Origin of the sequence: Delftia sp. Cs1-4, assembly GCF_000214395.1 — a bacterium.
Lineage (GTDB): Bacteria > Pseudomonadota > Gammaproteobacteria > Burkholderiales > Burkholderiaceae_C > Comamonas > Comamonas acidovorans.
On the sequence record NC_015563.1, the window covers coordinates 280,961 to 303,996 of the forward strand.

Consider the following 23,036-nt stretch of genomic DNA (forward strand, 5'->3'; position numbering starts at 1 on the left):
GGTGCTCCGGGAAAGGGGTAACGGAAGGAAGGGGTCAGCGGACCATGCAGGGGCGCTTGTTGTCGAAGGTCCAGCCCGGGATCAGGTACTGCATGGCCATGGCGTCATTGCGCGCTCCCAGGCCGTGCTCCAGGTACAGGGCGTTGGCGCGCTGCAGCGCGGCGCGGTCCACGGTGACGCCCAGGCCCGGGGTCTTGGGCACCTCGACGAAGCCGCCCTTGATCTGCAGCGGGTTCTGGGTGAGGTACTGGCCGTCCTGCCAGATCCAGTGCGTGTCGATGGCCGTGACCTTGCCGGGCACGGCGGCGGCCACGTGGGTGAACATGGCCAGCGAGATGTCGAAGTGGTTGTTGGAGTGCGAGCCCCAGGTCAGGCCCCAGTCGCGGCAGGTCTGGCCCACGCGCACGGAGCCGGCCATGGTCCAGAAATGCGGGTCGGCCAGGGGGATGTCCACGGACTGCAGCGACAGCGCATGCACCATCTGGCGCCAGTCGGTGGCGATCATGTTGGTGGCCGTGGGCAGGCCGGTGGCGCGGCGGAATTCGGCCATGACTTCGCGGCCCGAGAAGCCGTTCTCGGCGCCGCAGGGGTCTTCGGCATAGGCGAGCACGCCGTGCATGTCGCGCATGAGGCGGATGGCGTCCTTGAGCAGCCAGCCGCCGTTGGGGTCCAGCGTGACGCGCGCCTGCGGAAAGCGCCTGGCCAGCGCGGTGACGGCCTCCACTTCCTGCTCGCCGGCCAGCACGCCGCCCTTGAGCTTGAAGTCGTTGAAGCCGTAGCGCGCGTGCGCCGCCTCGGCCTGGCGCACGATGGCGGCCGGGTCCATGGCGGTCATGTGGCGCACCTGCGTCCAGTCGTCGCTGCCGCTTTGGTCTTCGCCGGGCCTGACGTAGGGCAGATCGGTCCTGTCGGTGGGGCCGGTGAAGAACAGGTAGCCCAGCATCTCCACGCGGTCGCGTTGCTGGCCTTCGCCCAGCAGGGCCGCCACGGGCACGCCCAGGTGTTGGCCCAGCAGGTCCAGCAGAGCCGATTCCACGGCGGTGACGGCATGCACTGCAATGCGCAGATCGAAGGTCTGCAGGCCGCGCCCGCCCGTGTCGCGGCCGGCCAGGGCCTGCTGCAGGTTCTGCAGCAGCTTCAGGTGGTTGCCCACGGACTGGCCGATGAGCAGCGCCTTGCTGTCCTCCAGCGCCTGGCGTATGCCTTCGCCGCCAGGCACCTCGCCCACACCGGTGTGGCCCGCGCTGTCGTGCACGAGCACGATGTTGCGCGTGAAGTAGGGCGCATGCGCGCCGCTGAGGTTCATGAGCATGCCGTCGCGGCCGGCGACGGGAATGACTTCGATCTCGGTGATGGTCGGGGTGGAGGACATGGCGTGCTCTTGGATCGTTTGGATCGGTCTCTGGGAAAAAACGGCTATGCGGCGGCGGTGGCCGCCTGCTGCGCGGCCGACCACGGCACCTCGGCCTCGGGCCGGCCCGTGGCGATGAACTGCGCCAGGTTGCGCAGCACGAGGTCGGCCATGGCGCGGCGGGTTTCATGCGTGCCGCTGGCAATGTGGGGCGCAAGCACCACGTTGTCCTGCGACAGCAGCTCGGCATGGGGGCGGGGCTCGTCCTCGAACACATCCAGGCCCGCGCCTGCGATGCGGCCCTGCTGCAGGGCCTGGACCAGGGCGGCCTCATCGACCACGCTGCCGCGCGCCACGTTGATCAGAAAGCCCTGTGGGCCCAGCGCGTCCAGCACCTCGGCGTTGACCAGGTGCTGCGTGCCGTTGCCGCCTGCGGCCGTGATGACGAGGAAGTCGCTCCAGCGTGCGAGTTCGAGCAGCGAGGGCTGGTAGAGGTGGGGCGACCCCTCGACCGGGCGGCGGTTGTGATAGGCCACCTCCATGTCGAAACCGGCCGCGCGGCGCGCCACGGTGGAGCCGATGCGGCCCATGCCGAAGATGCCCAGGCGCTTGCCGCTGGCGCGCGTGCGGATGCCGAAGCGGCCTCGGCTCCAGTCGCCCCGGCGCACGAAGCGGTCGGACTCGCTCAGGCCACGCGCGGCGTCCAGCAGCAGGGCAAAGGCCATGTCGGCCACGCAGTCGTCCAGCACGCCGGGCGTGTAGCCCACGCGGGCGCCCTGGCGCAGCAGGGACTCGCGGTCCAGCGCGTCAAAGCCCACGCCGAAGCTGCTCACGAAGCGCAGCCTGGGCAGGGCCTGCACCACGCTCGCGGGCACGCCCATGGCGGCCGAGGTGACCAGGTATTCGAACTGCGCGCCGTGCTCGGCGAGGAAGCGCTCGCGGTCGGGCTGCTCGGACAGCAGCGTCACCTCATAGGCCTGGGCCAGTTCGGCATCGAGCTGGGGCAGCGGCATCTTGCCGAACTGGAGAACGCGTGGACGGGAGGTCGCCATGCCTTGGAATCCTTGGAACTTGCGGGGGCTGGAAGCCCCGGTGAAAAGGGCCTGCGGTGCGCAGGCCAGCGGGAACGGCCCTGGGGCCGGCCCGTTGTTTCTAGCTCAATCAGCAGTGATTTTTCGGGTCTGGATCAGCTGCTTCCAGCGCTCCGATTCCTGGGCCTGGTAGCGCGTGAATTCCTCGGGCGTGTTGCCCACGATCTCCAGGCCCTGCTCCACGAAGCGCTTGCGGATGTCGGGCTGCTGCACGGAGGCGATGGCGGCCTTGGCAAGCTTGGCCTTCACATCGGCGGGCAGGCCCTTGGGGGCGGCCAGGCCTTGCCAGGAGTAGACCTCGGCGCCCTTGACGCCGGCTTCGGCCAGCGTGGGCACATCGGGCAGTACGGGCGAGCGCTGGCTGCCGGTCACGGCGATCGCATGCAGCTTGCCGCTGCGCAGATGGGGCAGCACGGCGTTGACGTTCTGGAACGAGAAGTCCACCTGGCCGCCGATCAGGTCGGTGATGGCCGGGGCGCCGCCCTTGTAGGGCACGTGCATGCCTTCGGTGCCGCTTTGCTGCCAGAACAGCTCGGCCGACAGATGGTCCGAGGAGCCGTTGCCCGAACTCGCGAAACTGATCTTGCCGGGGTTGGCCTTGAGCGCTGCGATGACCTCGGCCACGGTGCGGGCCTTCTGCGCGGGGCTGGCCACGAGCACGTTGGGTGCCTGCACGGGGATGGTGATGTAGTCGAAGTCCTTGCCTGCGTCATAGGGCACGTTCTTGACCAGATGCGGCGTGACCACGAAGGGGCCCAGCGAGGCCACCAGCAGCGTGTAGCCATCGGCCGGTGCGCGCTTGACGGCGCCTGCGCCGATGGTGCCCGTGGCGCCCGGTCGGTTTTCCACCACGAAGGGCTTGCCCAGCTGCTCGCCCATGCTCAGGGCCATGGCGCGCGCCACGGTGTCGGTGGAGCCTCCGGCCGGGAAGGGCACGATGATGTTGACGGCCTTGTCCGGAAAGCTGCCGGCCGCCTGCGCCGTGAGGGCCAGTGCGGCACCCAGCGTGATCAGAATCTTCTTCATGTTCTTGTCTCCTGGGGGGCGCAAGGGCCGGACTGGCCCCTGCGTCCGGTCTTGTGGCTTATTGCGGGCCGAGCTTGTCGATCAGGGCCTTGAGCTCTTCCAGCTCGGAGGGCTTGAGGTCCGTCAGCGGGGCGCGCACGGGGCCTGCGTCGTGGCCGACCAGCTTGGCGCCGGCCTTGATGATGCTCACGCCGTAGCCTTCGACGCGGTTGCGGATCTTCAGGTAGGGCATGAAGAATTCCTTGAGCAGCTTGTGCTGCGTGGCCATGTCGTCGGTGCGCACGGCTTCGTAGAACGCCATCGCCGTCTTGGGGATGAAGTTGAAGACGGCCGAGGAGTACACCGGCGTGCCCAGGGCCTTGTAGGCGGCCGCATAGACCTCGGCTGTGGGCAGGCCGCCCAGGTAGGCGAAGCGGTCGCCCATCTTCATGAAGATGGCGGACATGGTCTCGATGTTGCCCATGCCGTCCTTGAAGCCCACCAGGTTGGGGCAGCGCTCGGCCAGGATGGCCAGCGATTCGGGCGTGAAGCGGGTGCGGTCGCGGTTGTAGACGATGACGCCGAACTTCACGCTCTTGCAGACCTGCTCCACATGGGCGATCAGGCCTTCCTGGCCGGCTTCGGTCAGGTAGTGGGGCAGCAGCAGGACGCCGTGGGCGCCCAGGCGCTCCGCCTCCTGGGCATGGGCAATGGCCGTGCGCGTGGGGCCGCCGGCGCCCGCGATGATGGGCACCTTGCCGCGGCAGGTGTCCACGGCGGTCTTGATGATCTGGCCGTATTCCTCGCCGTACAGCGAGAAGTACTCGCCCGTGCCGCCTGCCGCGAACAGCGCGCTGGCGCCGTAGGGGGCCAGCCATTCGAGGCGGGCCGCATAGCCCTTGGCATTGAAGTTGCCGTTGCTGTCGAAGTCCGTCACGGGGAAGGACAGCAGGCCGGAACTCATCACGTCTTTGAGGTCTTGGGGGGTCATGGTGCTCTCGGGAATAAGGTGGGGAAGAAAGAAAAAAAGGGTGGAATCAGTCGAGCTTCAAACCGGCTGTTTGAACCACTTTTTGCCAGCGCTGGCGCTCGGTGGTCAGGAAGCGCGCGGTCTCGGCGGGGTTCATGGTCACGACCTCGGCGCCCTGGCCCGTGAGGCGGGCGCGCACCTCGGGCGAGCGGATGGCGGTGATCAGGGCCTCATGCAGGCGCTGGACCACGGCCTCGGGCGTCTTGGCCGGAACGACCACGCCTTGCCAGGTGCCGGTCTCGAAGCCGGGCACGCCCTGCTCGGCGATGGTGGGCACGTTGGCGGCCAGCGGCATGCGCGTGCCCTTGGACAGGCCCAGCAGCTTGAGCTTGCCGCTTTGCACATGGGGGTAGGTGGCCAGCATGCCGTTCATCAGCACCTGGGTCTGGCCTGCCACCGTGTCCTGGATGGACTGCACGCCGCCCTTGTAGGGCACGTATTCCCAGCGGGCGCCCGTGGCGCGCGCCAGTTCCACGCCGGCCAGGTGCGGGGCGCTGCCCGTGGCGGTGACGGCAAAGCTCAGGTCTTCCTTCTTGGACAGGGCCACCAGCTCCTGCAGGTTGTTGGCCGGCACCGAAGGGTGGACCACCAGCAGGTGGGGCGAGTAGGCCAGCATGGCCGTGCCGCGCAGGTCCCGGGACAGGTCGAAGGACAGCTTGGTGTAGAGCGAGGGCGAGATGGCCAGCGCACCCAGGTCGCACAGCATCAGCGTGTGGCCGTCGGGCTGGGCCTTGGCCACCATGTCGGCGCCCAGATTGCCGTTGGCGCCGGGCTTGTTCTCGATGACCACGGGCTGCTTGAGTTCTGCCGACAGCAGCGGGCCGATGGCGCGCGCAATGATGTCCGAGCTGCCGCCCGGCGGGTAGGGCACCACCAGGCGCAGCGGGCGCGTGGGCCAGTTGCTTTGGGCCAGCGCACCGGCGCCGGTGGCTACGAGGGCGGTGGCGCCAGCGGCGCGCAGGAACTGCTTTCGGCTCAGGGTCATGCTCTTGTCTCCGGGTTTTATGTTGTCAGTTGTCGTACAACTTAAGCCGATTTTTAACCGAGATCTGCAAGCAGTGATAAAGGGTTTTCCCTTGGTTGTCTGAATTCCCGTGACAACGCCATTGGCCCCGAAAGGCCCATGGGAGCACTCAGGCGGCGCTGGTCTTTTGCGCCAGGCGCAGGCGTTCGCGGCTGTTGGTCAGGTGGATGCGCATGGCCGCGCGGGCCGAGTCGGCGTCCTGGCGCTCGATGGCGGCGAGGATTTCCTCATGCTCGCGGTTGACGCGGCGCAGGTAATCGGGGTCGCGCTGGGGCTGGTGGATGGAGGCGATGCGCGTGCGCGGAATCAGCTGGGCGCCGAAGTGGCGCAGGATGTCGCCGAAGTAGCGGTTGCCCGTGGCCTCGGCGATCTGGGTGTGGAAGGCCAGGTCATGGGCCACCGTGTCCTCGCCGCGCGCAAAGGCGATCTCGAAGGCCTGCAGCGCCATGCGTATGCCCTGCAGCTGCTCGGGGCTGCGGCGCAGCGCGGCCAGGCCGGCGCTTTCGGTCTCCAGGCTGATGCGCAGCTCCAGCACGGCCATCACGTCCACGGCGGCCGTCAGCTCGTCGGCATTGAGCATCAGCGTGGATGCGGGCTGGGCAGCGCGCACGAAGGTGCCTATGCCGTGGCGCGTCTCCACCAGGCCCGAGGCCTGCAGGCGCGACAGCGCCTCGCGCACCACGGTGCGGCTGACTTCGTAGGTCTGCACCAGCGACGACTCCGTGGGCAGCTTCTCGCCTTCGGCCAGCAGGCCGTTGCGGATCTTGCTCGCGAACTCGTCGAACAGCAGGGCGGCCAGATTGCGGCCGCTGCGACCGGACTTTCCTCGCAGGGGAAGCTCGATCGTTGGGGGTGATGCGGGAAATCCCTTTGCCGAACTTTCCATGGTGCTGATCATAATCGCTCCAAGTTGTACGACAACGTATCACAAGACGTCCACGCCATCGAGTTTTTTTGATCCTCCTGAACCCGCATTCCAGATGAGCACCACCCACGCGATCCACGCGATCCGCCACATACGCATCACGCCCATTGCCTTCCGCGATCCGCCGCTGCTCAATGCGGCCGGCATCCACGAGCCCTGGGCGCTGCGTTCCATCATCGAGATCGAGACGGCCTCGGGCCTGGTTGGCATCAACGAAAGCTACGGCGACCAGCCCATGCTCGATGCGCTGGCCAAGGCTGCGCCCGCGCTGGTGGGGCTGTCGCCCTGGGCGCTCAACGAGATGGAGGTCCGCGTCGCGGCCCTGGTGGCGCCGCCTGCGCTGACGGCCTCCGAATTCCTGGGCCAGCAGGTGTCGCTGGCGCCGGGCACGCATGTGTCCAAGACCGTGGCCAAGGTGGTCAGCGCCTTCGAGGTCGCCATGCTGGACCTGCAGGGCCAGATGGCCGGGGCGCCCATCGTGGACCTGCTGGGCGGGGCGGCGCGCGACAGCGTGCCGTTCTCGGCCTACCTGTTCTACAAGTACGCCGAGCACATCGACAGGCCCTATGGACCAGATTCTTCGCCCGACGCCTGGGGCGAAGCCCTGGCGCCGCAGCAGCTGGTGGAGCAGGCGCGGCGCATGATTGCGCAGTACGGCTTCCAGAGCATCAAGCTCAAGGCCGGCACGCTGCCGCCCGAGCAGGAGGCGGCCGGCATCCTGGCGCTGGCCGATGCCTTTCCGGGCACGCCGCTGCGCATCGATCCCAATGGCAACTGGACGGTGGAGACCAGCCTGAAGATCGTGCAGCAGCTGCAGGGCGTGCTCGAGTACTACGAGGACCCGGCGCCCGGCCTTGACGGCATGGCGGCCGTGGCACGCGAGTGCGATGTGCCGCTGGCCACCAACATGGTGGTGACGGACTTTGCCGAGTTCCGCCGCAACGCCGACATGGGCTGCCCCGTGAAGATCGTGCTCAGCGACCACCATTACTGGGGCGGGCTGCGCGCCACGCAGCGCCTGTCCACGCTGTGCCGCACCTTCGACCTGGGCCTGTCCATGCACAGCAACTCGCACCTGGGCATCAGCCTGGTGGCCATGACGCACCTGTGCGCCAGCGTGCCCCTGCTGACCTATGCCTGCGACACGCACTACCCCTGGCAGGACGAGGAAGTCGTCGAGGGCGGCCGGCTGCAGTTCGAGCAGGGCAGCCTGCGCGTGCCCACGGCGCCCGGCCTGGGTGTGCGGCTGGACCGCGAGGCCCTGGCCCGCCTGCACGACAACTACCTGCACTGCGGCATCCGCAACCGCGACGACCTGGGGCAGATGCGCAAGTACGACCCCGCGTTCACCGGCCACCAGCCGCGCTTCTGAACCCGCTTTCACACCATTCCAACGACAAGCCCTTCCCGGAGACAAGCACCATGCAACGCCGCACACTCATCCAACATTCCCTCGCCAGCGCCCTGCTGCTGGGCACGGCCCTGGCCGCCATGCCCGCCGCCGCGCAGGGCAACTGGCCCACGGGCAAGCCCATCACCTACCTGGTGCCGTTCCCGCCTGGCGGCAATACCGATACGCTGGCGCGCGTGATCGCCCAGCCGCTGAGCAAGGCCCTGGGCACGCCCGTGGTGATCGAGAACAAGGGCGGCGCGGGCGGCAGCGTGGGCTCGGCCATTGCGGCGCGCGCACCGGCCGATGGCTACACCATCCTGGGCGGCACCATCAGCTCGCACGCCATCAATGTGAGCCTGTACGCCAAGCTGGACTACGACCCCGTCAAGTCCTTCACGCCGGTGGCCATGCTGGGCTCGGGCCCGCTGGTGCTGGTGGTGCCGGCCTCCAGCCCCTACAAGACGCTGGCCGACGTGCTGGCCGCCAGCAAGGCCAAGGCAGCGGCGGGCGGACTGACCTCGGCCTCGCCGGGCAGCGGCACCTCCAACCACATGGCGCTGGAGCTGCTGGGCTATCAGACGGGCGTGAAGTTCACCCACGTGCCCTACAAGGGCAGCGGCCCGGCCGTGCAGGACGTGATCGGCGGCCAGGTGGACATGATGTTCGACACCGCCCTGGTCGTCGGCCCCCACGTGCAGGCCGGCAAGCTGCGCCCCATCGCCGTGACCAGCTCGCGGCGCCTGGAATCGCTGCCCGATGTGCCCACCATCGCCGAGGCGGGCGAGAAGGGTTTCGACATGGGCTCCTGGCAGGCCGTGTTCGCGCCCGCAGGCACGCCCAAGCCCATCGTGGACCGGCTGCATGCGGAGATCATGAAGATCGTCGCCACGCCCGAGGTGCAGGCGCGCCTGAAGAACTTCGGCATGCTGCCCTCGCAGATGTCACCGGCCGAGCTGGGCGAGTACCAGAAGGCCGAGGTGGTCAAGTGGGGGAAGGTGATCAAGGCTGCTGGAATAAAGGCAGAGTGACCCCCTGAGGCGCTTCGCGCCTTCCCCCTTCTCGCTTCGCGGAGGGGGACGACACCCTCGCTGCGGGGCGGCCCTTGCTTGGTGTCCCTCGCTTTGGGCCGCGCCGGTTGCGTGGGCTGTGCCAGCTGCTTTACTGCTGTAGTGCCAGCCCTTTAGAAAATTGAGACATTGCCATGAGTACCCCACTTCCTCTTTCCATCCGCATGCATCCGGCCGACAACGTGGCCATCGTGGCCAATGACGGGGGTTTGCCTGCGGGCACGGTGATGCCCGGGGGGCTGGTGCTGGTCGACAAGGTGCCGCAGGCGCACAAGGTGGCGCTGGTGGACATTGCCGAGGGCGGCGAGGTGCGCCGCTACAACGTGGTGATCGGCTATGCGCTGCAGGCCATTGCCGCGGGCAGCTGGGTGCATGAGCGGCTGCTGCGCATGCCGGGGGCGCTGTCTCTTGAGGGGTTGCCGATCGCCACGGTGCAGCCGCCCGAGCTGCCGCCGCTGACGGGCTACACCTTCGAGGGCTACCGCAATGCCGATGGCACGGTGGGCACGCGCAACATCCTGGCCATCACCACCACGGTGCAGTGCGTGGCCGGGGTGCTGGATTTCGCGGTGGGCCGCATCAAGGCCGAGCTGCTGCCGCGCTATCCGAATGTGGACGATGTGGTGGGCCTGGAGCACAGCTATGGCTGCGGCGTGGCCATCGATGCCGTGGGCGCCGAGATTCCGCAGCGCACGCTGCGCAACATCAGCCACAACCCGAATTTTGGCGGCGAGGTGATGGTGGTGAGCCTGGGCTGCGAGAAGCTGCAGCCCGAGCGGCTGCTGCCGCCGGGGTCCTTCCCCATCGTCGATGAGCGAGAACCCGCGCTGGACGTGGTCTGCCTGCAGGACGAGGCGCATGTGGGCTTCATGTCCATGGTGGACTCCATCATGGGCAGCGCCAGGGTGCATCTGGAGCGGCTGGACGCGCGCCGGCGCGAGACCGTGCCGGCCAGCGCCCTGGTGGTGGGCGTGCAGTGCGGCGGCAGCGATGCGTTCAGTGGCGTCACGGCCAATCCGGCCGTGGGCTTTTGCACCGATTTGCTGGTGCGCGCAGGCGCCACCGTGATGTTCAGCGAGGTGACCGAGGTGCGCGACGGCATCGACCAGCTCACCTCGCGCGCCTCCAGCCCCGAGGTGGCCCAGGCCATGATCGAGGAGATGGCCTGGTACGACGCCTACCTGGACAAGGGCCGCGTGGACCGCAGCGCCAACACCACGCCGGGCAACAAGAAGGGCGGCCTGTCCAACATCGTCGAGAAGGCCATGGGCTCCATCATCAAGAGTGGCACGGCGCCCATCACCGGCGTGCTGTCGCCGGGCCAGCGGCTGGCCGACCGGGGCATCAAGAGCGGCCTCGTCTATGCAGCCACGCCGGCCAGCGACTTCATCTGCGGCACGCTGCAGCTGGCCGCCGGCATGAACCTGCATGTGTTCACCACGGGCCGGGGCACGCCCTACGGCCTGGCCCAGGTGCCCGTGATCAAGGTGGCCACGCGCAGCGACCTGGCGCGGCGCTGGCATGACCTGATGGACGTGAACGCGGGCCGCATCGCCGAAGGCCAGGCCAGCATCGAGGACGTGGGCTGGGAGATGTTCCGCCTGATGCTGGACGTGGCCAGCGGCCGCAAGAAGACATGGGCCGAGCAGTGGAAGCTGCACAACGCCCTGGTGCTGTTCAATCCAGCGCCCGTGACCTGAGCCACGCACACAGGCCCCTGTCGGCACAGGCTGACAGGGCGCCGGTGCGCCGCTGCGCACAATGGGGGCCATGCCCTCAGATACCCCGGAAACTCCCCCCGCCTCGTCCTGGTCCGCACGCCTGCAGCGCCTGATGGAGCTGAACCCGCTGCGCGCCATGTGGAATGCCGTTCAGCTGTGGCTGGACGCCGATGGCCTGCGCATGAGCGCTGCCATGTCCTTCTACGGCATCCTGAGCCTGGCGCCGCTGCTGCTGCTGCTGGTCGGCCTGCTGGGCTGGTGGGTGGACCGCAGCTATGTGGAGCACCAGTTGATCGACCAGGTGCAGGACGTGATCGGCGAGCGCGGTGCCCAGGTGGTGCGCGGTGCGCTGGAAAGCGCCCAGCGGCCCGACGAGGGACGGCTGGCCTCGCTGTTCGGCTTCATCCTGCTGATGTCGGGCGCCACGGGTGTCTTCGTGGAGCTGCAGTCCGCGCTGGAAAAGCTCTGGACCTCGAACGGTGAGCCACCGCCGCCCAAGGCCGTGTGGTGGCGCATGGCCGCGCTGCGGCTGCGCGGCCTGACCTATGTGCTGGCGCTGGGCTTCTTGCTGCTGGTGTCCATGGCCCTGTCCACGGCCATCCAGCTGATCACCAACTGGGCCGGCACCAAGCTGCAGATTCAGCCGCTGGGGCCGCTGATCAGCCTGATCAACGAATGCGTGTCCTTCGGCATTGCCGTGCTGCTCTTCGTGGGGCTGATGCGCATCGGCAGCGGCCCCAAGCCCCGGCTGCGCTATCTGATCTTCGGCGCCATCGTCGGCGCCCTGCTGTTCACGCTGGGCAAGCAGGCTCTGGCCTGGTATCTGTCCACGGCGGCCGTGGTCTCGGCCTATGGCGCGGCGGGTTCGCTGGTGGTGCTGTTGATGTGGATCTATTTCTCGTCGGCCATCCTGCTGCTGTCGGCCGCCACGGCCAAGGCCTTCAGCGACGCCGAGGTGCGCTTCACCCACCCCATCCGCTGGGCGCCGCCCGCCGGTCCAGCGCAGGCCAGGGACACTTCGGACGGCAAGGGCTGAGCGGCTGCATTTCGACGAAGATGAACGCCTGCGCCGCGGCCCGCAAAGCCGCGGCGCAGGGCGTTTGGGAGTGGAACAATGCAGCGAAAGTCCCCGGGCACCGAGGCCCGGGGCCAAGGACAACATGGACCGATTGCAGACCATGCGGGTGTTTCAGACCGTGGCCGACGAGGCCGGGTTTTCGGCGGCGGCGCGTCGCCTGGACATGTCCGTGCCCACGGTCACGCGCCTGGTGGCCGACCTGGAGCAGCACCTGGGCACGCGGCTGCTGCAGCGCACCACGCGCAGCGTGTCGCTGACCGAGGCCGGCGAGGCCTATCTGGAGCGCGTGCGCGGCATCCTGGCCGATGTGGAGGATGCCTTCAGCCTGGCGCAGGCGCACACGCTGGAGCTGTCGGGCGCCGTGCGCGTGCTCACGCCGCCCGTGTTTGCCGAGCATGTGCTGGCGCCGCTGGTGGCGGACTTCCACCGCCTGCACCCGCGCATCTGCATCGAGGTCTTCGTGGAGTCGGCCAGCGAGGCCGCCGTGGGCGAGTACGACATCACCTTCCTCAACGCCGAGGAGGGCTATGACGGCAACGTGGTGGCGCGGCCCATCGTCACCACCTGCGGCCTGGCCTGCGCCTCGCCCGAGTACCTGGACGCCCATGGCGTGCCCGCCGTGCCCGGGGATCTGGCGGGCCACCAGTGCCTGCTGCGCCGCCGCGCCCAGGGCCGCTCCGACGTGCTGCGCCTGCGCCGGCTCGATGGCAACGCGGGCGAGGCCGAGGTGGCCGTGCAGCCCGTGCTGGTGGCCAACCACACCGGCACGCTGCTGCGTGCCACGCTGGACGGCGCGGGCATCAGCACCCAGCCGCTGGACCTGATCGCGCGCCACCTGCGTTCGGGCCGGCTGCGCCATGTGCTGCCCGAATGGACCACGGGCCATTTCACGCTCTACGCCACCTTGCCCACGCGCAAGTTCATGCCGGCGCGCGTGCGCAGCTTCCTGGACTTCGTGGCCGAGCACACGCAGCGCTCCATGCAGGGCCTGCCCGCCAACTTGCCGGCCCTGTCCATCTGAGCGCGGCTGTCATCTAGGTTACTGGCGGGGGCCTGAGGGTCTCGGGGTTTCCCAGGTGAATTCCGCTGTGCGGAATCTTCGGGTTGATCGTGGCGCCGCCCCCCTCCTAAGCTGGCCTTGCCTGTCTGCCGCATGCGTTGTCGCGCCGCGCCGGCCGGCCATGCAAAGGAGACAAGACAATGCAAGCACAGACCCTGGCCGGGCGCCGAGCCGCGCCTTTCCGCAGGAGGCGTTGAATGGACGTTTTTCTGCAGCAAGTGCTCAACGGCCTGACCCTGGGCGGCATCTACGGCCTGGTGGCCCTGGGCCTGACCCTGGTCTACGGCATCCTGCACGTGCCCAATTTCGCGCACGGCGGCTTCTACATGATCGGCGCCTTCGTGGCCTTCCAGGCCATGGTGGCCTGGAGCTGGGGCTACTGGGCGGCCATGCTGACCGCAGCCGTCGCGGTGGCGGTGCTGGGCATCGTCAGCGAGCGGCTGATCTTCCATCCGCTGCGCAAGGCCTCGCCCCTGCATCCCAAGATCGCCTCCATCGGGCTGCTGCTGTTCCTGGAAGCGGGTGCCCAGGCGCTGTGGGGCGCGGACTTCCAGCGCATGCCCACGCCCTACACCTCCATCGTGGAGATGGGCGGCATCACGGCGCCCGCGCAGCGCCTGCTGATCATCGGCGCGGCCTTTGCGCTGATGGTGGCCCTGCACCTGTTCCTGACGCGCACCATCACGGGCGCGACCATCATCGCCATGGCGCAGAACCGAGAAGGCGCATCGATGGTGGGCATCGACGCCAACCGCGTGTCCATGCTGACCTTTGCCATCTCGGGCGTGCTCGCGGCCGTGGCGGCCACGCTGTATGCGCCCATCAACCTGGTCTATCCGGCCATGGGCCACCTGGTCATCACCAAGGCCTTCGTGATCATCATCCTGGGCGGCATGGGCAGCATCCCGGGCGCCGTGCTGGGCGGGCTGATCATCGGCTTTGCCGAGAGCTTCGGCGCCTACTACATCTCCACCGACTACAAGGACATCATCGCCTTCGTGCTGCTGGTGGTGATCCTGTCGCTGCGCCCGCAGGGCCTGTTCGCCAAGAGGAGTCATTGAATGAACGGATTCATCGACTCCCGCATTGCCTGGGGCCTGCTGCTGGCCGCCGGCATCGCCTTTCCCTGGCTGGCGGGCAACGACTACCACCTCACGGTGATGAGCACGGCCTACATCTTCGCCATCGCCACGCTGGGCCTGAACCTGATCACGGGCTACACGGGCCAGCTCAACCTCGCGCATGCGGGCTTCATGGCCGCGGGCGCCTATACCGTGGGCATCCTCACGGTGGATCATGGCTGGCCGTTCTGGGGCGGGCTGGTGATGTCGGGCGTGGTGTGCGCGGTGCTGGGCTACCTGATCGGCATCGTCTCGCTGCGCCTGAAGGGGCACTACTTCTCGATCTTCACGCTGTGCGTGGGATACATCATGTTCCTCGTGATCGAGAAGTGGGAGGGCCTGACCCACGGCACGGTGGGCATCATGGGCATCCCCGCGCCCGAGGCCCTGGGCGCGCTGAGCTTCGAGTCGCCGCTGGCGCTGTACTACCTGGTGCTGGCCTTCCTCGTGGCCTCGGTCTGGGTGATGCGGCGCATCGTCCGGTCGCTGCTGGGCCGCACCTTCATGGCCATCCGCAACAGCGACGAGCTGGCCGAGGCGCTGGGCATCAACCTCATGCGCAACAAGGTGCTGGCCTTCATGCTGAGCGTGGTCTACGCGGGCGTGGCGGGCGGCCTGTATGCGGGCTTCGTGCGCTTCATCGGTCCCGACATGGCCGGCGTGCACCACACCTTCGACATGATGATCTTCGCCATGGTCGGCGGCATGGGCACGGTGCTGGGGCCGCTGCTGGGCGCCATCAGCATGCCCTGGATCACGCAGTACCTGCAGTTCCTGCAGGAGTACCGCTTCATCGTCTTCGGCCCGATTCTCGTGATGCTGGTGATCTTCATGCCCTACGGCGTGGTGGGCAGCTTCACCGCATGGCGCGCGCGCCGCAATGCCAAGGAGGGCAAGCCGCATGCTCAAGATTGACCACCTGACCAAGACCTTCGGCGGGCTGGCCGCCGTCAACGATGTCAGCACCGTGATCGAGGAAGGCCGCATCAACGCCATCATCGGCCCCAACGGCGCGGGCAAGACCACGTTCTTCAACCTGATCAGCTGCGTGCACAAGCCCACCTCGGGCACCATCACCTTCAACGGCCAGGACGTGACCTCGCTGCGCACCGACCAGGTGGCGAAACTGGGCGTGGCGCGCACCTTCCAGACCACAGCGCTGTTCGACCGCGCCACGGTGCTGGACAACCTCATCGTGGGCCACCGGCTGCGCACGCGCTCAGGCCTGTGGGACGTGCTGCGCGGCTCCAGCCGCCTGCGCGAGGAAGAGCGCGTGTGCCGCGAAAAGGCGCGCGACGCGCTGGACTTCGTGGGCCTGTCGCATGTGGCTGGCCGCATTGCGGGCGACATCACGCAGGAGGAGCGCAAGCGCGTGGCCTTCGCGCTGGCCCTGGCCACCGACCCGAAGCTGATGCTGCTCGACGAGCCTGCCGGCGGCGTCAACCCCGAGGAGACCGAGGGCCTGGCCGAGCTGATCCGCAAGCTGGTGCGCCACGGCATCACGGTGGCGCTGATCGAGCACAAGATGGGCATGATCATGAGCCTGGCCGACAAGATCCTGGTGCTCAGCTACGGCGAGAAGATCGCCGAGGGCACGCCCGAGGAAATACGCCGCAACCCCGCCGTCATCGATGCCTACCTGGGGAGCGAGCATGCTGAAGTTTGAGAACGTGTCGCTGCGCTACGGCAGCTTCCTGGCGCTGGACGGGGTCAGCCTGCATGCCGACCGCGGCGAGCTGGTGGTGCTGCTGGGCGCCAACGGCGCGGGCAAGAGTTCGCTGTTCCTCACGGCCAGCGGCATCCACAAGGCCGCAGGCGGCTCCATCGTCTGGAATGGCAAGGAGCTGGCCGGCAGCAAGCCATCGGCCATCGTGCAGTCCGGCGTGGTGCAGTGCCCCGAGGGGCGCAAGCTGTTTCCCCAGATGTCGGTGCTGCGCAACCTGCAGCTGGGCGCCTACGTGCACCGCCGTGACCCCGGCCCCAGCCAGAAGACGCTGCAGGAGGTGATGGAGCTGTTTCCCATCCTGCGCGAGAAGCAGCACGACCCGGCCGGCTCGCTGTCGGGCGGCCAGCAGCAGATGGTGGCCATCGGCCGCGCCATGATGGGCCGGCCCCAGGCCCTGCTGCTGGACGAGCCCTCGCTGGGCCTGGCGCCCCTGGTCATCAAGCAGATGTTCGAGGCCATACAGCGCATCAACGCGGCCGGCACCACCGTGCTGCTGGCCGAGCAGAACGCCTATGCGGCGCTGAAGATCGCGCACCGCGCCTATGTGATGGAAAGCGGCCGCATCGTGCGCGAGGGCAGGCCGGCCGAGCTGCTGGCTGACGACTCCATCCGAAAAGCCTACATCGGTGCATGACATGACACTGCACCCCCTGAGCCGCTGCGCGGCTTCCCCCTCTCTCTCGCTTCGCGAGGGAGGGGGACGACGCCCTCGCTGCGGGGCGGCCCTTGCTCGGCGTCCCTGGTCTGGGCTGCGCCGGATTTATGCGTTGCGTCAGCAGCGATTCGTTCTTCACTATCCAAGGAGACAGACATGACAGCATTCGCACCATTGACCCGCCGCAGGGTGGGCACGCTGGCCCTGGCCTGCGCCGCCGTGGCCGCTGCCGGCCCCGCGCTGGCACAGGAGGTGGTCAAGATCGGCTACTCGGGCCCGCTGTCGGGCGGCGCTGCCCAGTACGGCAAGAACGTGCTCGACGGCATGCAGATGGCCGTCTCCGAGATCAATGCCGCAGCTCCCGAGATCGGTGGCAAGAAGGTCAAGATCGAGATCGTGCCGCTGGACGACAAGTACAACCCGTCCGAGACCGCGATCAACGCCCAGCGCCTGGTGCAGCAGCACAAGACGGCGGCCATTCTGGTGCCGCATTCGGGCGGCATCTTCGCGCTGCAGACCACCAACGAGCGCAGCAACTTCATCGTGCTGGCCTACAGCTCGGTGCCGCAGATCACCAACCGGGGCAACAAGCTGACCCTGCGCATCCCGCCCGAGTTCACCTCGTACATCGACCCGTTCTCCAAGTACGTGATGGGCCGCTTCGGCAAGAAGGTGGCCCTGGTGGGCGCCGACCACGACTACGCCAAGGCCTGGGTCGCCGCCTTCAAGCCCGGCTGGGAAAAGCTGGGCGGCACCGTGGTGGCCGAGAACGCCATGAGCTACAACCGCGCCACCGACTTCTACAGCGGCGTGAGCAAGGCCCTGGCCGAGAAGCCCGACGTGCTCTTCGTGGGCGGTGCGTCCGAGCCCACGGCCCTGGTCGTCAAGCAGGCGCGCGAGCTGGGCTTCAAGGGCGGCTTCGTGGTCATGGACCAGGCCAAGCTCGACGAAATGGCCCGCGTGGTCGGCGGCTATGCGCCGCTGGAAGGCGCCATTGGCGTCATGCCCGTCTCCGAGGACACCAAGCCCGAGAACAAGGCCTTCGTCGAACGCTTCGGCAAGGTCTACCCGGGCCGCATCCCGGGCTCGGAGGCGCAGTGGAACTACACGGCCGTGCACGCCACCGTCAAGGCCATGCAGCTGGCCGGCTCGGCCTCGGACACCAAGGCCATCCACGCCAAGCTGGACGAGGCCTACAAATCCCTGCGCCCCGACGTGAACCCCGGCGGCGTCAAGGGCGTGGATGAGCGTGGCGGCACCCTGACCACGGAACGCGGCGCCGCTGTGCGCGACGGCAAGATTGAGGCGGTGATGACGGTGGCGAACAAGTAGAGCGCCGCTCAGTTTTTCGACCGAAAGCGCCTGGTGCCAGCTTGATCTGGCCCAGGCGCTTTCTTGTGGACTCAGTTGCCTGGTGCTTACGTTTGACGTTACTGACGCGACGCGTTATTATTTGCTTCCATGACGATCCAGTCATTCAAGTGCCCCGACACCGAGCAACTGTTCCAGCAGAGGCGGGTGCGTCGGTGGAGCAGCATTGAAGTGGTCGCGCTGCGCAAGCTTCGGATGCTGCATGCCGCTCATGTGCTTCAGGACTTGAGGGTCCCGCCCGGAAACCGGCTGGAGGCGCTGCACGGAGATCGCAAGGGGCAGCACAGCATCCGCATCAATGACCAGTGGCGCGTGTGCTTTGTGTGGACCCATGAAGGCCCGAGTGAGCTGGAGATCGTCGATTACCACTGAAGCGAAAGCGTTGATCCTGGATCTGGCGCAGGAGTGCTGACCATGAACAAACCTTTGAACCTCCCCACGCCAGGCGAAATCCTGGCCACTGAATTCCTGGAGCCCATGGGCCTGACGCAATACCGCCTGGCCCAGGCCATCCATGTCCCGCAGACACGCATCGCGGCCATCGTCAAGAACGGCCGCTCCATCACCGCGGATACGGCGCTGCGCCTTGCGCGCTTCTTTGGCACGTCCGTGGAGTTCTGGATGAATCTGCAAAGCCAGTACGACGCTGATATCGCGCGCGAGGCCATAGGCGACGATCTGGAGTCCATCGAGCCCTTTGCCCTGCAGGCTTGAAGAAGACATGCTGAGTCGCTGCGCGGCGGCTCAAGTAAGAAAGGCCCCTGCACCGCGGTACAGGGGCCTTTCTCATTGCAGGGCTGCGTTGTTTACAACAAGCTCGCTCCACCATCCAGCACCAACGCCTGCCCCGTCATGTGCCGCGATGCATCGGACGCCAGATAGACCACGGCGCCCTTGAGGTCCTCCTCGCCGCCGATGCGGCGCAGCGGGGCGCGGGCGATGAGCTGGTCGCCGAGCTTGTCGATGAGTCCGTTGGCCAGCTTGCTGGGGAAAAAGCCCGGGCAGATGGAGTTGACGCGGATGCCGTAGTGGCCCCATTCCGAGGCCAGGGTGCGGGCCAGGTGCACGGCGGCCGCCTTGGAGGTGTTGTAGGCCACGGTGTTCATGCCGGGCGGCGTGCCCTTGAAGGCCGCGACCGAGGCCGTGATGATCACGTTGCCCTGGCCCTTGGGGATCATCACGCGCCTGGCCACTTCGCGGGTGAGGAAGAAGGGTGCGGAGACGTTGAGGTTCATGACCTTGTTCCAGGCCTCGTCCGGGTATTCCTCGGCCTTGGCGCCCCAGGTGGCGCCGGCGTTGTTGACGAGGATGTCGATGTCGCCGCAGCGCGTCAGCACGTCGTCGACCAGGGCGGGGATGGTGTCGAACTTCTGCAGGTCGTTGGTGAAGGTCTCGACCTGGTAGCCCAGGCCTTGCAGGTGGGCCTTGGCCTCGGCCAGTTCATCGGACTTGCGCGCCGTGATGGCGAGGCGGGCGCCCATCTCGCCCAGCGCCTCGGCCATCTGCAGGCCCAGGCCGCGCGAGCCTCCGGTGATGAGGGCGGTCTTGCCGGTGAGGTTGAACAGTGCTTTCACGCTCATGCTGGGTGTCTCCTGCCTTGGTTTCCTGATGGTTGAGCAACGCCCTCCATGCTAGGGCGCCAGGGCGGCGCGCGCTGTCGTCTTGGCTACTGTGCGGGCGCCTGCGGGACAGCCGGCCAGGCCCGGTCTGCGGTCAGGCGCGGTCTATGTCCTGCTGCAGCCGCCGCACCATGCGCTGCAGCGCAGGCACGCCGTCCTGGCGCAGCGCATCGGCCGTGACGAAGCGCGAGGGCCCGCCCAGGCTGACGGCCATCAGCGGCAGGCCACGCCCCGGCGAGAAGGCCAGGGCGATGGCGTTGACCTCGGGCTGCCAGTCGCCGAACGAGCACGACAGCCAGGGTTGCGGATGGGTGCTGGCGCCGGGCCACAGCGGCAGCTGGGCCTGGGCGGCGGCCCATTGCTCGGGGGCGTGCGATTGCAGGTAGTCCAGCGCGCGCTGGCGCTCGGAGGCGGGGCTGGCGGCCAGCCAGGCGCGGCCCACGGCCGTGGTGGCCAGGGGGATGCGCGAGCCCATGTCCAGGTCGCGGTGCGTGAAGCGCGCGCTGGGGCAGTGCTCGATGTAGACCATGTTGTGCCGGTCGCGTGCGGCCAGGGCCACCTCGGCATCGGTGGTGGCGGCCAGCTTTTGCATCAGCGGGCGCGCGATCTGGCGCACGTCCAGGCGCGAGAGCATGGCGCTGCCCAGGGCCAGCGTGGCTGTGCCCAGGCGGTATTTGCCCTCTTCGGGCACATGGATGAGGTAGCCCAGCGTGGTCAGCGTGTGCGTGAGGCGCGAAACCGTGGACCTGGGCAGTCCGCAGCGCCTGGCGATGTCCTGGTTGCCCAGCAGCTTTTCGCCGGAGCGAAAGCAGGACAGGACATCAAGGCCGCGCGCCAGGGCGACGATGAAGTTGCGGTCATCGTCGCCGGGCTGGGGCGGCGGGGTGCGGGAGGGCGGCATGCGCCGATTATCGGCAGCCGCCCCGCCACGGGGTGTCGTGGGCTTTACTTCTCGACGAAGGCGCGCTCGACCACGAAGTCGCCGGGCGTGGTGGTGTTGCCTTCCTTGAAGCCGCGGTGCTCCAGCAGCTCCTTGAGTTCGTTCAGCATGGCGGGGCTGCCGCACAGCATGACGCGGTCGGTCTCGGGGTTGAGCTCGGGCAGGCCGATGTTCTGCGGGAAGGTGCCTGCCGTGATCTGATTGGAGATGCGGCCCTGGTTGCGGAAGGGCTCGCGCGTCACGGTGGGGTAGTAGACCAGCTTGTCCTTGACGATCTCGCCGAGGAATTCATGCTCGGGCAGTTCCTTCTCGAACAGCTCCTGGTAGGCCAGCTCGCTGGCGTGGCGCACGCCGTGCACGACGACGACCTTCTCGTAGCGCTCGTAGGTCTCGGGGTCGCGGGCCACGGCCAGCCAGGGGGCCAGGCCCGTGCCGGTGCCGATCAGGTACAGGTTCTTGCCGGGCAGCAGGTAGTCGATCAGCAGCGTGCCCGTGGGCTTCTTGCCGACGAGGATGGTGTCGCCGACCTGGATGTTCTGCAGGCGCGAGGTCAGCGGACCGTCGGGCACCTTGATCGACAGGAACTCGAGGTGCTCCTCGTAGTTGGGGCTGGCGATGGAGTAGGCACGCAGCAGGTTCTTGCCGTCGACCTTCAGCCCGATCATCGTGAAATGGCCGTTGGAAAAGCGCAGCGCGGTGTCACGGGTGGTGGTGAAGGAGAAAAGGCGGTCGGTCCAGTGGTGGACGGACAGCACGCGTTCTTCAAGAAAAGCACTCATGTTGGCAATACGGTGAATTCGGGGCAGGCAGTGCCCGCCGGGACGTTGCAATGAGAGGTCAGTGCCATTCAGGCACGCGGTGGCGGGAAGCACAGGGGGCAGGCGCGGTGTGCGCGTTGCCGCTGCTTCGTGGCGGCCGGTGACCGGGGCAAGGTCGCTATTGTCCGGTAAATGGCGTCAAAAGGGGCAGGCGCGAACCTTTGTCTTGATACGGATTAGTGATAAGCAAAATGACGCTGGCTGAATCGCTGCAGCGCTCGCTAGGGCTTTTCGGCCGGGCCAGCGCCAAGCGTCCAGGGCAGGACCGCTTCGGCCAGCCAATCCATGAGCACGCGCACGCGGCGCGGCAATTGGCGGCGCTGGGCGTAGATCAGGTGCAGCGGCATGGGCGGCGGCGGGTGGCGGGGCAGCACCTCGACCAGTTCCCCTGCGTCCAGCAGCGGCTGCACGGCCAGGCGCGGAACCTGGATCAGCCCCAGGCCGGCCTGGCAGGCCGCGAGATAGGCCTCGGCATTGTTCACGGTGAGCGCGCCCGTCATCGGCAGGTACCGGGGCTGGCCATCCTCCTCGTACTCGAAGCCCAGCGGCCGCGCGCCCAGCGTGCGCTGGTAGTGCACCAGCCGGTGACCGCCCAGATCCTGCAGCGTGGCGGGCAGCCCGTGGGCCTGGACATAGCCGGGGCTGGCGCAAGTGGCCAGCGCCACCAGGCCCAGCGGGCGTGCCACCAGGCCGGGCTCGTCCACGGGGCCCAGGCGCAGCACGCAATCAAAGCCTTCGCGCACCAGGTCCACGCGGCGCTCGGTGCAGCTCAGTTCCAGCTCCAGCGCCGGATGGCTTTGCAGCAGTTGCGGCAGCAAGGGCATGACGACGTGGCGCGCCAGGCCCGTGGTCATGTCCAGCCGGACCTTGCCCTGCAGCGGCGCGTCGCCGGCCTGCTGGAACTGGCCCTGGAACTCGTCCACGTCGGCCAGCAGGTCCTGGCAGCGCTCGTAGCAGGCCTGGCCATCCTGGGTCAATTGCACGCGCCGCGTGGTCCGGTGCAGCAGCCGCGTGCCCAGCCGCGCCTCCAGCTGCTGCACGGCCTGGGAGACGCTGGCCTTGGGCAAACCCATGCTGTCGGCCGCACGCGTGAAGCTGGCCATCTCGGCCACGCGGCTGAAGATCTGCATCTGCTCCAGAAGCTTGATTGTTTGCATGGGGCGAACAAATAAATCAGAAACAGACAATTTATCCAAAAATCGACCTTCAATACAGTCGCTGTCATTGCAACCACCTAACGAGGTCCGCCATGACAGTTTCTCCTTCGACCGCTTCTTCCCCTGCCGCCCGCCGCATCGTCCTCGTCACGGGCGGCAGCCGCGGCCTGGGCCGCAATACGGCCGAGCACCTGGCGCGCCAGGGCTTTGACGTGGTGCTGACCTACCGTGAGCGTGCCGACGAGGCCCAGGCCGCCGTGGCCGCCATCGAGGCGCTGGGCGGGCGGGCCGCCGCCCTGCAGCTGGACGTGGCGCGCAGCGCGGGCTTTGCGGACTTTGTGGCCCGCGTGCGCCAGGCGCTGGCCGATACCTGGCAGGCCGACCGCCTTGATGCGCTGGTGCACAACGCCGGCATCGGCATCAACGCGCCATTCGCCACCACCACCGAGGCGCAGTTCGATGAATTGGTCGCCATCCACCTGAAGGCGCCTTTCTTCCTGAGCCAGCACCTGCTGCCCCTGCTGCGCGATGGCGGCAGCATCATCCACCTGTCCAGCGGCCTCACGCGCTTCACCCAGCCGGGCTATGCGGCCTATGCATCCATGAAGGGCGGGGTGGAGGTGCTGACGCGCTACCTGGCGCGCGAGCTGGGGGCGCGCGGCATTCGCGTCAACACGGTGGCGCCGGGCGCGATTGCCACGGATTTTGGCGGTGGCCGTGTGCGCGACGATGCACAGGTCGGCGCGGCCCTGGCCAGCCAGACGGCACTGGGCCGCGTGGGCCAGCCCGACGACATCGGCCCCGTGATGGCCGCCCTGCTGCAGCCCGGCATGGGCTGGGTGCAGGGCCAGCGCATCGAGGCCTCGGGCGGCATGTTTCTCTGA

Annotated in this window: 23 protein-coding genes; 13 read left to right on the plus strand and 10 right to left on the minus strand. The window is 67.9% G+C overall.

Going from position 1 to position 23,036, the window contains the following annotated elements:
• Positions 1-34 precede the first annotated feature (34 nt).
• The 6 genes from DELCS14_RS01235 to DELCS14_RS01260 all read right to left on the minus strand — a co-directional run bounded on the left by DELCS14_RS01235 (position 35) and on the right by DELCS14_RS01260 (position 6,387).
• Positions 35-1,372 (minus strand): enolase C-terminal domain-like protein, encoded by a 1,338-nt coding sequence (locus tag DELCS14_RS01235; RefSeq protein WP_013800128.1) that lies wholly within the window; start codon positions 1,370-1,372, stop codon positions 35-37.
• 44 nt (positions 1,373-1,416) lie between these two features.
• Positions 1,417-2,403 carry a 2-hydroxyacid dehydrogenase gene (locus tag DELCS14_RS01240; protein WP_013800129.1) on the minus strand — a complete coding sequence of 329 codons (987 nt, stop codon included), beginning with the start codon at positions 2,401-2,403 and terminating at the stop codon, positions 1,417-1,419.
• A gap of 105 nt (positions 2,404-2,508) precedes the next feature.
• Complete coding sequence (locus DELCS14_RS01245; RefSeq protein WP_012202189.1) at positions 2,509-3,468, minus strand: tripartite tricarboxylate transporter substrate binding protein; 960 nt, start codon at positions 3,466-3,468, stop codon at positions 2,509-2,511.
• 58 nt (positions 3,469-3,526) lie between these two features.
• Positions 3,527-4,438, minus strand: coding sequence for a 5-dehydro-4-deoxyglucarate dehydratase (gene kdgD / locus DELCS14_RS01250; RefSeq protein ID WP_012202190.1), 912 nt, complete (start codon positions 4,436-4,438; stop codon positions 3,527-3,529).
• A 46-nt stretch (positions 4,439-4,484) separates the two neighbouring features.
• On the minus strand, positions 4,485-5,462 hold the full coding sequence (locus DELCS14_RS01255) for a tripartite tricarboxylate transporter substrate binding protein (RefSeq protein ID WP_013800130.1): 978 nt from the start codon (positions 5,460-5,462) through the stop codon (positions 4,485-4,487).
• 148 nt (positions 5,463-5,610) lie between these two features.
• Positions 5,611-6,387 carry a FadR/GntR family transcriptional regulator gene (locus tag DELCS14_RS01260; protein ID WP_224986218.1) on the minus strand — a complete coding sequence of 259 codons (777 nt, stop codon included), beginning with the start codon at positions 6,385-6,387 and terminating at the stop codon, positions 5,611-5,613.
• Positions 6,388-6,481: 94 nt separating this feature from the next.
• Between DELCS14_RS01260 and DELCS14_RS01265 the strand changes: the two genes are divergently transcribed.
• The 12 genes from DELCS14_RS01265 (at position 6,482) to DELCS14_RS01320 (ending at position 18,332) form a co-directional block, all read left to right on the plus strand.
• Positions 6,482-7,798 carry a glucarate dehydratase family protein gene (locus tag DELCS14_RS01265; protein ID WP_013800131.1) on the plus strand — a complete coding sequence of 439 codons (1,317 nt, stop codon included), beginning with the start codon at positions 6,482-6,484 and terminating at the stop codon, positions 7,796-7,798.
• 50 nt (positions 7,799-7,848) lie between these two features.
• A complete protein-coding gene (locus tag DELCS14_RS01270; RefSeq protein ID WP_013800132.1) occupies positions 7,849-8,847 on the plus strand; it encodes a tripartite tricarboxylate transporter substrate binding protein in 999 nt (332 codons plus the stop codon).
• Positions 8,848-9,020: 173 nt separating this feature from the next.
• Entirely contained in the window at positions 9,021-10,586 is a 1,566-nt protein-coding gene (garD, locus tag DELCS14_RS01275; protein ID WP_013800133.1) for a galactarate dehydratase, read from the plus strand.
• A 70-nt stretch (positions 10,587-10,656) separates the two neighbouring features.
• A complete protein-coding gene (locus tag DELCS14_RS01280; protein WP_013800134.1) occupies positions 10,657-11,643 on the plus strand; it encodes a YihY/virulence factor BrkB family protein in 987 nt (328 codons plus the stop codon).
• A 124-nt stretch (positions 11,644-11,767) separates the two neighbouring features.
• Positions 11,768-12,706, plus strand: a complete 939-nt coding sequence (locus tag DELCS14_RS01285) for a LysR family transcriptional regulator (protein WP_013800135.1) — start codon at positions 11,768-11,770, stop codon at positions 12,704-12,706.
• A gap of 236 nt (positions 12,707-12,942) precedes the next feature.
• Positions 12,943-13,806 (plus strand): branched-chain amino acid ABC transporter permease, encoded by an 864-nt coding sequence (locus DELCS14_RS01290; RefSeq protein ID WP_012202199.1) that lies wholly within the window; start codon positions 12,943-12,945, stop codon positions 13,804-13,806.
• Entirely contained in the window at positions 13,807-14,781 is a 975-nt protein-coding gene (locus tag DELCS14_RS01295; RefSeq protein WP_013800136.1) for a branched-chain amino acid ABC transporter permease, read from the plus strand.
• Complete coding sequence (locus DELCS14_RS01300; protein ID WP_013800137.1) at positions 14,768-15,532, plus strand: ABC transporter ATP-binding protein; 765 nt, start codon at positions 14,768-14,770, stop codon at positions 15,530-15,532. The genes DELCS14_RS01295 and DELCS14_RS01300 overlap by 14 nt, the downstream gene beginning before the upstream one ends.
• A complete protein-coding gene (locus DELCS14_RS01305) occupies positions 15,519-16,226 on the plus strand; it encodes an ABC transporter ATP-binding protein (RefSeq protein ID WP_013800138.1) in 708 nt (235 codons plus the stop codon). Before DELCS14_RS01300 ends, DELCS14_RS01305 begins: the two co-directional genes overlap by 14 nt.
• Before the next feature lie 177 nt (positions 16,227-16,403).
• Positions 16,404-17,579: an ABC transporter substrate-binding protein gene (locus tag DELCS14_RS01310; RefSeq protein WP_013800139.1), complete on the plus strand. Its 1,176-nt coding sequence runs from the start codon at positions 16,404-16,406 to the stop codon at positions 17,577-17,579.
• A gap of 129 nt (positions 17,580-17,708) precedes the next feature.
• The gene (locus DELCS14_RS01315; protein ID WP_013800140.1) at positions 17,709-17,990 is read left to right on the plus strand and encodes a type II toxin-antitoxin system RelE/ParE family toxin; all 282 of its coding nucleotides are present in this window, start codon (positions 17,709-17,711) and stop codon (positions 17,988-17,990) included.
• A gap of 42 nt (positions 17,991-18,032) precedes the next feature.
• Positions 18,033-18,332 carry a HigA family addiction module antitoxin gene (locus tag DELCS14_RS01320; RefSeq protein WP_013800141.1) on the plus strand — a complete coding sequence of 100 codons (300 nt, stop codon included), beginning with the start codon at positions 18,033-18,035 and terminating at the stop codon, positions 18,330-18,332.
• Positions 18,333-18,424: 92 nt separating this feature from the next.
• Here the strand turns inward: DELCS14_RS01320 and DELCS14_RS01325 are convergent, their stop codons facing one another.
• From DELCS14_RS01325 to DELCS14_RS01340, 4 genes are all read right to left on the minus strand, one after another.
• The gene (locus DELCS14_RS01325) at positions 18,425-19,198 is read right to left on the minus strand and encodes an SDR family oxidoreductase (RefSeq protein WP_012202205.1); all 774 of its coding nucleotides are present in this window, start codon (positions 19,196-19,198) and stop codon (positions 18,425-18,427) included.
• A 133-nt stretch (positions 19,199-19,331) separates the two neighbouring features.
• Positions 19,332-20,138, minus strand: coding sequence for an IclR family transcriptional regulator (locus DELCS14_RS01330; RefSeq protein WP_012202206.1), 807 nt, complete (start codon positions 20,136-20,138; stop codon positions 19,332-19,334).
• A gap of 44 nt (positions 20,139-20,182) precedes the next feature.
• Positions 20,183-20,956: a ferredoxin--NADP reductase gene (locus tag DELCS14_RS01335; RefSeq protein ID WP_012202207.1), complete on the minus strand. Its 774-nt coding sequence runs from the start codon at positions 20,954-20,956 to the stop codon at positions 20,183-20,185.
• A gap of 260 nt (positions 20,957-21,216) precedes the next feature.
• Positions 21,217-22,152: a LysR family transcriptional regulator gene (locus DELCS14_RS01340; RefSeq protein WP_013800142.1), complete on the minus strand. Its 936-nt coding sequence runs from the start codon at positions 22,150-22,152 to the stop codon at positions 21,217-21,219.
• Between the two features lie 92 nt (positions 22,153-22,244).
• On the opposite strand from DELCS14_RS01340, the gene DELCS14_RS01345 reads away from it, so the two are divergent.
• Entirely contained in the window at positions 22,245-23,036 is a 792-nt protein-coding gene (locus DELCS14_RS01345; RefSeq protein ID WP_013800143.1) for an SDR family oxidoreductase, read from the plus strand.